At 38.2% G+C, this 11,959-nt stretch carries 7 protein-coding genes; 4 read left to right on the top strand and 3 right to left on the bottom strand.

All coding sequences use genetic code 11. The features are described from left to right. Positions 1–219: 219 nt before the first annotated feature. From V5290_RS10565 to V5290_RS10555, 3 genes are all read right to left on the bottom strand, one after another. Positions 220–2,304, bottom strand: coding sequence for an EAL domain-containing protein (locus V5290_RS10565; RefSeq protein WP_333385178.1), 2,085 nt, complete (start codon positions 2,302–2,304; stop codon positions 220–222). A 151-nt stretch (positions 2,305–2,455) separates the two neighbouring features. Beyond that, positions 2,456–3,343, bottom strand: coding sequence for a response regulator (locus V5290_RS10560; RefSeq protein ID WP_416351613.1), 888 nt, complete (start codon positions 3,341–3,343; stop codon positions 2,456–2,458). Next, entirely contained in the window at positions 3,333–6,698 is a 3,366-nt protein-coding gene (locus tag V5290_RS10555) for an ATP-binding protein (protein WP_333385173.1), read from the bottom strand. The genes V5290_RS10560 and V5290_RS10555 overlap by 11 nt, the downstream gene beginning before the upstream one ends. Positions 6,699–6,993: 295 nt before the next feature. On the opposite strand from V5290_RS10555, the gene urtA reads away from it, so the two are divergent. The 4 genes from urtA to urtD all read left to right on the top strand — a co-directional run bounded on the left by urtA (position 6,994) and on the right by urtD (position 11,959). Next, positions 6,994–8,277, top strand: coding sequence for an urea ABC transporter substrate-binding protein (gene urtA, locus V5290_RS10550; RefSeq protein ID WP_333385169.1), 1,284 nt, complete (start codon positions 6,994–6,996; stop codon positions 8,275–8,277). A gap of 81 nt (positions 8,278–8,358) precedes the next feature. Next, complete coding sequence (gene urtB / locus V5290_RS10545; RefSeq protein WP_333385167.1) at positions 8,359–9,981, top strand: urea ABC transporter permease subunit UrtB; 1,623 nt, start codon at positions 8,359–8,361, stop codon at positions 9,979–9,981. Then, a complete protein-coding gene (urtC, locus tag V5290_RS10540; protein WP_333385164.1) occupies positions 9,981–11,150 on the top strand; it encodes an urea ABC transporter permease subunit UrtC in 1,170 nt (389 codons plus the stop codon). The genes urtB and urtC overlap by 1 nt, the downstream gene beginning before the upstream one ends. Next, positions 11,150–11,959 (top strand): urea ABC transporter ATP-binding protein UrtD, encoded by an 810-nt coding sequence (urtD, locus tag V5290_RS10535; protein WP_333385161.1) that lies wholly within the window; start codon positions 11,150–11,152, stop codon positions 11,957–11,959. The genes urtC and urtD overlap by 1 nt, the downstream gene beginning before the upstream one ends.

Here is an 11,959-nt window from a genome sequence, read left to right as displayed (position 1 = left end):
TAATACATAAGTGTACATTTATTTATAAAATAATTACTATTTGTTGATTTAAATTCTGAGATTTATCTATTTAGACCTGTGTCTCGGTTACAGGGATATTCGGAGGGCTTACAATGATCTGGTTTTGTAATTAATATCGCCATATTTACCAGGTATGGCTGCTCGACTATTTAATGGTAGGTGCAATTTATAATTGCGGGGGGGTCTAGGGATAAGGAACTAGGACTCAAGTCGGTAATTTTCTGTATAATCTAAGAACTTTTGACCTGGCATAGGTTTACTGAAGTAATAACCTTGTACGTAGTCACAACCCAACTCATTCAAAATATTAAGTTGTTCACTGATCTCTACGCCTTCAGCAACCACTTTTAAACCTAAGCTATGGGCTATTGCAATACTTGCTTTAACCAAATCCCGGTCTTCTTTGTTAATGGTAATACCATTGACGAAGCTTCTATCAACTTTAAGTACATCGAAGTGATATTGTCGTAAATAACTGAGTGATGAATAACCTGTACCAAAGTCGTCCATCGATAATTTTACACCTAGTTCCTGTAGCTCAATTAAGGCCTCTGTGATGTAAGATTGGCCTGTCATTAATACACCCTCAGTAATCTCTAACTCCAAATTGTCAGGGCTAAGGTTGGCATTTTTAAGTGCTTTTTTAATTACTTTAAGTAACTTTTTATCTCGAAACTGACGAGGAGATAAGTTGACAGCCATGACAAAGTCACCATTTTGCTGAGCTTGCCATGAACTTAAAAAATTAAGAGATTCGTTGATCACATATTGACCAATTGGAACAATTAGACCTGTTTGTTCAGCAATTGGGATAAATTCATCAGGAAAAATATTACCCAAGGCGGGGTTGTGCCAGCGTAATAAAGCTTCTGCTCCAATGACTTTCTGTGTCTTTGAATCAAATTGTGGTTGATAAAAGACCTCGAACTCATCGCGTTCAAGCGCGTTACGCATTTGCTCTTCTACTTCAAACCGACGGATCATTGCGGTATTCATCTCTTTTGTGAAAAAAGAGTAGGCATTCCGGCCTAAAGTCTTAGCTTGATACATAGCTGTATCTGCATTACGTAAAAGATCGGAAACTGTCTTACCATTATCTGGAGAAACTGCCACACCAAGGCTTAATGTAATAATTAATTCCCTACCATCGATATGAAAAGGTTGACGGAAGACTTCAAGTAAGTTTTGTGCAATGACTTTGATACTCATATCATCGTGTATACCTGGCGATAATAAAATAAATTCATCACCGCCTAATCTACCTACTGTATCTGTTTTGCGAATTGCTTTTGTTAAACGTTTAGCTGCCTCAAGTAATAGTTTATCGCCTACTTCGTGCCCTAAAGAGTCATTTACTTTTTTAAAGTCATCTAAATCAAGAAAGAAAACCGCCACATTTTCATTACTGCGCTCTGCTTCAGTGAGCATTTGCGATAATCTATCTAATGATAAAAAGCGATTAGGTAATGCTGTAAGCGTATCATAATAAGCATGTTGTCTGATTGTTTGTGATGTTTGATGCTGTTCAGTAATATCTCGAACAATAATTAATACTTGTTGATATTCAGACACGTAATTAATGCGTGCTTCAAAATAGGTTAAACCATGGGGCAGCATAAGTTCATATTCAAAAGTACATGGCTTTGTGTCTTTAATCACTTTGTTAATATATGTATGGTATTTTTTAACAACGTCGGCAGGTAATACTTCTTTTATTTTATAACCAATAAACTCTGAAGGCGGCTTGTATAAATTTTTACTGCTGCCTGCATAATAGTCAATGATTGTCCCGTCTTTCTCTATTAAGAAAAAAAGATCTGGAGTCGCTTCAAAAATGGTTTGTAACATGTGCTCTTTAAGTGACACTTGAGCCTGTGCACTTTTGGTTTCTGCCATATTAATATCTACACAATACATTTGTTTTTTACTGTGTTGATTGGTGAACATAACATGGCTGGAGAATACATCCACGTCGCAACCATCTTTGCCGTGGAGTGTAATTTCTGATGCGGGAATTTCTATGTTTTGTTTAACCCAAGCGCGATGCGCATTGATGACGAATTCACTCATATCTTTAGGTATAATTAGGTCTTCAATTTTTTGACCCAAGGCTTCTTGTTTTGTGAAGCCATAAAGAATCTCACTGCCTCTGTTCCAATAAATAACTTGACGATCTTCGTTGTAACCTTGAATAGAAATTGCCTCCACTGCATCAAATAGTTGATGTAATGGATCATTCAGAATTGCTTTTTGCAGAAGTTCGTACTTGTTTATTGATTTCATAGTTCTCGCAACAAAAACTCAGATCATAATAACACTATAGTTAATTGATTATTATTTTTCAGATTAAAGTGAAAAATTTATGAGCTAGGTTACTATACACTGGCCCAAAACATGAAATTGCGATGATACTTACTTTTAGGTACAAGGTAAACTAACCTTCTAATATTCTGATTGAAATAGCAGCTGCAGAAGTTCGATTATCCACTCCTAACTTCTTGAATATCTGTTCTAAGTGCTTATTTACAGTGCGTGGGCTCATGGTCAATATTTGAGATATCTCCCAACTGGTCTTACCATAGGAAACCCAATACAGCACCTCAGATTCACGTTTGGTAATAGGTAGCTTTAGCTGTAAGTCAGAAGCTGATTTTTGTGTTTTATTTTGCACTATTCTCAATAAATGCATTTGTTGCTGTTGGCGTTCATAGGCAATACTGAATTTGTTAGCGAAGCAATTAACTACTAATTCAGTATTCGTATCCGTCGCGAGCCACTTCTCTATTAATGGCGCGAGGGTTGCCCAAGGACTCGCATCTTTTTCAGAAACTTGATCAAGTAACTCATGAACATGTGGAGTTGCCCAAGATAAACGACCCAAAGGGCTAACACAAAAAACGGTCTTGCCTGCATGGTCTAATGCATCTTGGGCGCTGAGTGCTAGTTTAGCTGTTTCAATATGGCGTTTGATACGAACAATTACCTCATCAGGAGAGATAGGTTTAGTGACATAATCAACGCCTCCCGCTTCAATACCTTTTACGATATCTTCTACATCAGTTAACCCTGTCATAAAAATAATAGGCGTATTAGGCAATAATGTTTTTAAACGACGGCAAGTTTCAAAACCATCCATTTCAGGCATCATTGCATCTAATAAAATTACATCAGGTGGCACTTTCTCGGCTATTGCTAGTGCTTGTTGGCCACTTAATGCAACCAGTGCTGTGTAGCCTTGACTATTTAAAGCAACATTGAGCATACCTAATGATTCTGGTGAATCATCAACTACCAGTACTACATCACTACTATTATGATCCATCATTTAACTCATTTAAATATTCAATTATTTTAGGGAAATTACAAACTTCAACATATTCAATAATTTGTGACTCCCCGCCAGCGGGGTAGCGGTATTCACTTTTTATTTCTTCAAACTTATTCTTAAAGCCCGATAAATAGCCAATTTCTGCCATCGCAATTAAAGCTTCGTATTGTTCAGCACCTAGTTTAGGTTTGTTTAGTTGTGAGCCTTTATTTTCAAGGGCATTTTCAGTCCATTTATACTGCCATTGTAAATCTAATAATTGCGCTATTTTTCCTAATAATGCATCTAAATTGAGTGGTTTAGCAATATAACCGTCATGATATCCTTCTGCTTGTTGATTATATTCCGCATCTCGTGCATTGGCTGATAGCATCAATATTGGCATATGGTAATGTCGTTCGCGTAGCGTTTTGACCATTTCCCATCCATTGATATTAGGCATTTGTACATCCATTAAAATTAGATCAACGTTTTGCCGTTGTAGTTGTTGGTAACCCTGCTCTGCATCTTCAGCTAATAATATGTTAAAGCCAATTGGCGACAAAAGGTCTGCCATTAATTCTCGTTGATTGAGGTTGTCGTCAACCACTAGGATTGATTGTACTGGTCCATCGTAGCCAATTGCTTCTGATTTGGTTAATTCCGGTTCTTTTGGGTCTTTATGTAGTTTGAATAACATTAAGCGAAAATTAAAAGTACTACCTTGGCCGAGTTGGCTGTTTAAAGTTATTTCGCCTCCCATTAATTCTGCAAGAGAACGCGAAATAGTTAAACCCAACCCTGTCCCACCAGTTGCTGGAGATTGTGAGTGACGAATTTGCTCAAAGGGTTTAAAAATGATCTCTTGGTCATGAAGGGCAATGCCTGTACCACTATCAATCACACTGAAATTTGCAACTTCGCTACGATAGGTGACTTTAAAAGTGACCGATCCTTGCTCGGTAAACTTAATCGCATTAGAGATTAGGTTAATTAGAATTTGTCTAAATCGTTGTTTATCTGTCGCTACATAATCAGGTAAATTGGGACTACTGATATAATTAAACTTAATCCCTTTTTTACTTGCTTGCATTTGAAACATATCAACTAATTGCTGCAATATGGCTTTCAAATTAAATTCATCACGCTGTAACGTAACGCGACCAGCTTCAATTTTAGATACTTCTAGTAAACTCTCAATTAAATCAGCTAAGTGTTGGCCGTTACGACGGATAATAGCGATGGTTTCCTGTTGCTTAGGGGGTAAAGCTTGATCTCGTAATAACAGTTGAGCATAGCCTAACAGTACATTTAAAGGAGTACGAAGTTCATGGCTCAAGGCTGCTAAATAACGACTTTTTGCTTGATTCGCAGACTCTGCAACTTCTTTGGCGCTTTGCAAAGCTGAAGAAGTGGTTTCATGGGCATCCACCTCTTTTGCAAGCGCTTTAGTTTGTGAGCGAAGCTCTTTTAATGCATTTTGATTACCGTCTCGCGCGAGAATGAATAGCCAACTAATGATGCCAATAATAATGATTAACAGAAAAAATGTTTTAATCAGGGTGTTAGCAAACACCTGTTTTACCTGTTCATCTTCAAGCGGAACTTGTAGATAAACGAGAAATAAAATAGTGGCACTGATCAAGCTTAACACTAAGGTTAACGCAATAAACTGTGTTAACGGTGTGGTTAGCATTTTTAAGACCTTTTCACTGACAAATCGAGTAAAGAAATCGTGTGCCTGTTGTGAAATCGTTGCATGAGGGCGACACTGGTCTGCACAACGTACGTCTAGGCTGCAACATAAAGAGCAAATAGCTTTACCGTAAGCAGGGCAGAAGGTCATATCTTCTTGGTCAAAGCTATTTTCACAGATATGACATTCACAAAATTGCGTAATCTGTAACTCTTGATTATCAGTTAAATAGTATTTCCCCTGCGTTAACCAGCCAATTAAAGGCACGGTAATAAAAGGCAAAAAACAGGCAATAAAAGAAGCTAATGCTTCCGCTGTTTCACCATATAAACCCATATGTGCAGTGAAACCAGCAATCGACGCTAGTAACATCGAGCCAACACCCACTGGGTTAATGTCGAATAGGTGTGAGCGTTTAAATTCAATATGTTTAGGACTGATCCCTAAGGGTTTATTAATAATTAAATCAGCAACTACTGAGCTTAACCAGGCTAATACCAAAACGGAATAAACTGATAGCATACTGGCAATAGTCTGATAAATACCTAACTCCATTAATAAAAGTGCAATAGCGACATTAAACACCATCCACACTACACGTCCGGGGTGATTGTGAGTGACGCGTGAGAAAAAGTTAGACCATGCTAAAGATCCTGCATAAGCGTTAGCTACGTTAATTTTTAATTGGGATAAAATAACAAAAGTACAAGCCACAATCGCACTCATAGTTGGGTTATCAAACACATAACCATAAGCCAATTGATACATATGTGCTGGATCGCTTGCAAGGTTCGCGGGGACGCCTTGCTGTAAAGCAAAATAAGCGAGAAAGGAACCTAAAAATAGTTTTAATGCGCCAAAAAACATCCACCCTGGCCCACCGACTAGTAATGCGATCCACCAGCGGCCTGATTTATGTTGAGGCTTTTCAGGTAAAAACCGTAAAAAATCCACTTGTTCGCCAATTTGTGCCACTAAGGCTAATAATACTGCCGAAGCGCCACCAAACAGTAATAAATTAAAATCACCACCAGTAGCCCCTGCATTACCGTTAAAAGAGATCCATTCATTGAACTGGCTATCACTATGAGTAAAAACATAAAACAATGGTAATAATTGTAAAGCGACCCAAATAGGGGATGTCCATACTTGAAAACGACTAATATAGGTAATGCCGTGTGTCACTAAGGGAATAATAATAATAGTACTCAGGATATAACCTACGGGTAAGGGGACAGCAAATAGAATTTTTAAAGCCATTGCCATGATCGCGGCTTCAAGAGCAAAAAAGATAAAAGTGAAAGATGCATAAATGAGTGAAGCAATACTTGAACCGATATAGCCAAAGCCAGCACCCCGACTAAGCAAGTCAATATCAACACCATATTTAGCGGCGTAATAACTGATTGGTAGACCGGTTAAAAAGACTACCAAGGTGACTGCAAGAATAGCCCAAGCTGCATTGGTAAATCCAAACTCTAAGGTTATCGCTCCTCCGATTGCTTCTAATACTAGAAACGACACAATCCCTAAAGCTGTCATGGAGATGCGATTTAAAGACCACTTTCTGGCTCGCTTGGAAGTAAAGCGTAAAGCAAAATCTTCCATCATCTCATTAGCAACTAATTTATTATAGGTACGGCGCGCTTTTAGTATTTTTTGGTTTGATTCCATGGTGATTGATTATTCCCTTAATCATCTTGTTTCCATCCTAGCGTATCTTAATCGCTTTACCATCTTTGTTTAAGTTTAATAGCTTTGTTGATTTTGGTTGAATGAGATTTTTCATATTTTACTGGGCAATACCTTTTTTATATATGCGCATAATTACGTAGTCCATTGCGCGCTTCTGCGCATTCTTTCCTTGCCATTATTCCTAGATACTAACCTCACTTGGAAAAGGGCGTGATTGATACATTTGCCAAGTACAAATACTAATCACTAAAGACTAAAAGGAAAGGAATTACCTATGAAACTGAAGAAGCTAATAGTTGCAAGTTCGATTGTTGCAACAGGTTTAATGACTAACTTTGCGTATGCTGCAGACACTATTAAAGTTGGTGTTTTACATTCTTTATCAGGCACGATGGCGATCAGTGAAACGACACTGAAAGATACAGTCTTGATGATGATTGAAGACCAAAATGCAAACGGTGGTCTATTGGGCAAAAAAATTGAACCTGTGGTTGTTGACCCAGCTTCAAATTGGCCTCTATTTGCGGAAAAAGGACGTGAGTTATTAGCGAAAGATAAAGTGGATGTTATCTTTGGTAGCTGGACTTCAGTTTCACGTAAATCTGTATTGCCAGTATTAGAAGAGCTAAATGGCTTAATGTTTTATCCAGTGCAATATGAAGGTGAAGAGTCATCTAAAAATGTATTTTACACAGGTGCAGCGCCTAACCAACAAGCTATTCCAGCAGTTGATTACTTAATGAATGATATCGGTGCTGAACGTTTCGTTTTACTTGGTACTGACTACGTTTACCCGCGTACAACTAATAAAATATTAGAAGCTTATTTAATGGCAAATGGCGTTAAAGCTGAAGATATCATGATTAACTACACGCCATTTGGTCACTCGGATTGGCAAAGTATCGTTTCTGACGTTAAACGCTTTGGTTCAGAAGGTAAACAAACTGCCGTTATCTCTACTGTAAACGGTGATGCAAACATCCCATTCTACAAAGAGCTAGGTAACCAAGGTATTTCAGCTGAAGATATTCCAGTTATCGCATTTTCTGTTGGTGAAGAAGAGTTATCTGGTTTTGATACAAAACCTCTGGTTGGTCACTTAGCTGCATGGAACTACTTCCAAAGTGTTGATACTGAAGAGAATGCTGAATTTATTGCAAAATGGAAAAAATACATTGGCGATGATAAGCGTGTAACCAATGATCCAATGGAAGCCACTTACATTGGTTTCAAAATGTGGGTTAAAGCGGTAGAAAAAGCCGGTACTACTGATGTTGATGCTGTTGAACAAGCGATGATTGGTGTTGCGGTGCCTAACTTAACTGGTGGTATTGCTGTAATGAACGCAAACCATCATTTATCTAAGCCTGTCCTAATTGGTGAAATCCAAGAAGATGGTCAATTTGAAGTGGTTTGGGAAACGCCAGATACAGTAATTGGCGATGCATGGTCAGACTTCTTACCAAGCTCTAAAAACCTAGTATCTGATTGGACTGCTCCAATTAAATGCGGCAACTTTGATGTAACAACAGCAAAATGTTCTGGTCAAAAATTTTAATCATAAGATAACTTTTTAACCACCTAATGGGAGGGTTCTCCTCCCATTTTAAGCACCTGAATAAATATAAAGGAACAGCTAATGTTGCGTCTATTTCCCCTGTTATTTTTCTTTGTCTTATCATTTAACGCGTCACATGCTGTTAGTGATACTCAAGGTGAATCAGCTCTTCCTGCACTGATAGAGCAGTTACCTTCTACCAAATTAAATAAAATGGCGCCGCTTATTGAGAAAATAGCGGCGACATCTGCACCACAAGTAAGTCAGCTACTAAAGCCACTAATGACTGGTGACTTATATTATTTAAAAACGAATAAACAAGTCGTTACAGCTTATAAAAATGAGCAAGGACAATATGATTTAAAAGACGTATTTACGGGTGAGCCTCTTGCTTCAGTAAAAAAATCAGCGATTAAGAAAGTAAGGACCAATAACCGTTTACGTGGCCAAATTCGAGATTTACTCGGTAACTTAGATCTAACGAGTCAAGATGACGATGTTCGAGTTGCGGCATTAAAATTATTATTAGATAAACCTAATCAAGCAGGCTTAACTTCTGTTAATCAATTATTTAAAGGCGAGCAAAATGAAGAAGCTCGCGACCTAATGTCAGCTATTTTATTAGTAGATCAATTAAAAACTGGTTCATTAACAGAGCAATTATCGGCGACAAAACAACTATCAGGCCGTTTAGAACCAACGGTAAAAAATGCACTTGTTAAACAGTTAGCTAACCTACCTGAAGAAGAGCAAACAAAAGCATTACGAGCAGAGTTAACCAATGCCATCGATGATATTGAACAACAAGCCAGCGTATTTAGCTTGGTAGAAAATCTTTTCTTTGGATTAAGTTTGGGCTCAGTTTTATTACTCGCTGCAATTGGCCTTGCTATTACCTTTGGTGTGATGGGCGTTATCAATATGGCTCATGGTGAAATGATGATGTTGGGCGCATACACCACTTATGTTATTCAACAGACATTTCCAAATTTAATTGAATATTCTTTATTAATGGCAGTACCTGCTGCTTTCTTAGTCTCTGGTTTTGTTGGAGTCTTGATTGAGCGTGGCGTTATTCGTTTCTTAAAAGGTCGCCCTCTAGAAACACTATTAGCAACGTTTGGTATTAGTTTAATTTTACAACAGTTAGTGAGAAGTGTTTTCTCTCCACTCAATCGTCAAGTTGAAGCTCCGTTATGGATGAGTGGCTCTCTAGAAATTAACCCGATCTTATCTATTACCTATAACCGCTTATATATCATCATATTCTCATTGATGGTGTTCTTTTCATTATTGATGATTTTGAAAAATTCATCGTTAGGGTTACATGTTCGTGCAGTTTCGCAAAACCGGGATATGGCAAGAGCATTGAGTGTAAAAAGCTCATGGGTTGATGCTATCACTTTTGGTTTAGGGTCTGGTATCGCGGGTGTAGCAGGTGTTGCATTGAGTCAATTAACTAACGTAGGACCTAATCTAGGACAAGCTTATATTATTGATTCGTTCTTGGTAGTGGTATTCGGTGGAGTAGGTAACTTATGGGGAACCTTAGTCGCAGCAATGACAATGGGGACATTTAATAAAGTATTAGAGCCATCAATGGGGCCAGTACTAGCCAATATTATTGTGTTAGTAAGTTTAGTGTTGTTCATCCAAAAACGACCTAAAGGACTATTTCCACAAAAAGGGAGAGCGGCAGAATAATGAATACTTTATTTGATTCACCTAACGTGAAAAACATTTTTAAAAAAATGAGCAGTTTACATACTGTAATAGCAATATTATTTATATCCACTTTATATGTGACTATTTGTAATTTGTTATTCCCAGAAGGCTCATTTTTACACGTCAGTAATTATACGGTTAGTTTATTAGGTAAATACCTTTGCTATGCATTACTTGCGTTAGCCGTTGACCTTGTTTGGGGATATTGCGGCATATTAAGCCTAGGACATGGTGCTTTCTTTGCACTCGGTGGTTATGCAATGGGCATGTATTTAATGCGTCAAATCGGTGACCGCGGTGTTTATGGTAACCCTGAACTACCTGACTTTATGGTGTTCTTGAATTGGACTGAACTACCTTGGTATTGGGCTGGTTCTGATAATGTCTTAGTCATGATTTTGTTAGTCTTTGCTGGCCCTGGTTTATTAGCATTCATTTTTGGCACATTAGCGTTTCGCTCTCGAGTAAGTGGTGTTTACTTATCGATCATGACGCAAGCGATGACTTATGCTTTGTTGCTTTCTTTCTTTCGTAACGAAATGGGCTTTGGTGGTAACAATGGCTTAACTGACTTTAAAGAGATATTTGGCTTCTCATTACAATCACCAGATACTAAGTTAGCTTTATTTATTGCGACTGCTGTGATGCTTGCAATCGGATATGCAATTAGTCACTTCATTGTTAACTCAAAAATGGGGCGTGTGGTAACAGCAATTCGTGATGCTGAAAATCGAGTTCGTTTTGCTGGCTATAAGCCGGAACATTATAAAGTATGGATCTTCGTGGTATCAGCTATGTTAGCTGGTGTGGCTGGTGCACTTTATGTTCCGCAAGTAGGGATTATTAACCCAGGTGAATTCTCTCCATTAAATTCAATTGAAATTGTTATTTGGGTCGCTATTGGTGGTCGAGGGACTTTATATGGTGCATTGATTGGTGCGATTGTCGTTAGTTACGCAAAAACACGTTTTACTGCAATTATGCCTGAAGCTTGGTTATTTGGTTTAGGTGGATTGTTTGTACTCGTTACATTATTACTGCCTAAAGGACTTGCTGGCTTAGTGATGGACCTGATGGATAAAGTAGAGTCATCTGCGAACAAACAAGCTACACCAGCAAAGATTGAAACTACTGCGGAGAAAAAATAATGATAGTTGATAAAAATGGTTCTCCGCTTACATCAGCAGATAACTTAAGCCCAGATACTCGCCACGGAATGATTTTATATGTGGAGGATGTCAGTGTTAGTTTTGATGGTTTTAAAGCGCTTAATGATTTAAATCTCTATATCGGAGATGGCGAATTGCGTTGTTTAATTGGCGCCAATGGGGCAGGCAAAACGACCTTGATGGATGTAATTACTGGAAAGACTCGTCCTGACACAGGTAAGGTTAGTTTTGGACAGCAAATTAACCTGCTTGAATTAGATGAGTCTGAAATCGCGCGAGCAGGTGTTGGACGAAAATTCCAAAAGCCAACCGTATTTGAAGCGTTGAGTGTATTTGAAAATATTGAACTCAGTCTTTCTGGTGATAAAGGGATCTGGACATCTTTATTCCACAAACTAAGTGGCGAACAAAAAGATAAAATTGATGAAGTATTAAATACTATTGGTTTAGAGGCGGAACGTAATTATCCCGCTGGTCGTTTATCTCATGGGCAAAAACAATGGTTAGAAATTGGTATGTTGTTAGCTGCGGAACCAAGATTGTTATTAGTTGATGAACCTGTGACAGGGATGACAACTCAAGAAACTGAACGAACAGCAGAATTATTAACTTCACTTGCGGGTAAGCATTCTGTGGTGGTGGTCGAACATGACATGGCCTTTGTGCGTTCCATTGCCCGTAAGGTAACCGTATTACACCAAGGTACGGTATTAGCGGAAGGTTCAATGGATGAGGTTCAGGCCAATAAAGATGTAAGGGAAGTTTATTTAGGCGAGGAGCAAGACTAA

Origin of the sequence: Psychromonas arctica (genome assembly GCF_036697365.1) — a bacterium.
Lineage (GTDB): Bacteria > Pseudomonadota > Gammaproteobacteria > Enterobacterales > Psychromonadaceae > Psychromonas > Psychromonas arctica_A.
The sequence above is the reverse complement of the archived record's forward strand: the minus strand, read 5'-3'. Positions and strand labels throughout refer to the sequence as shown.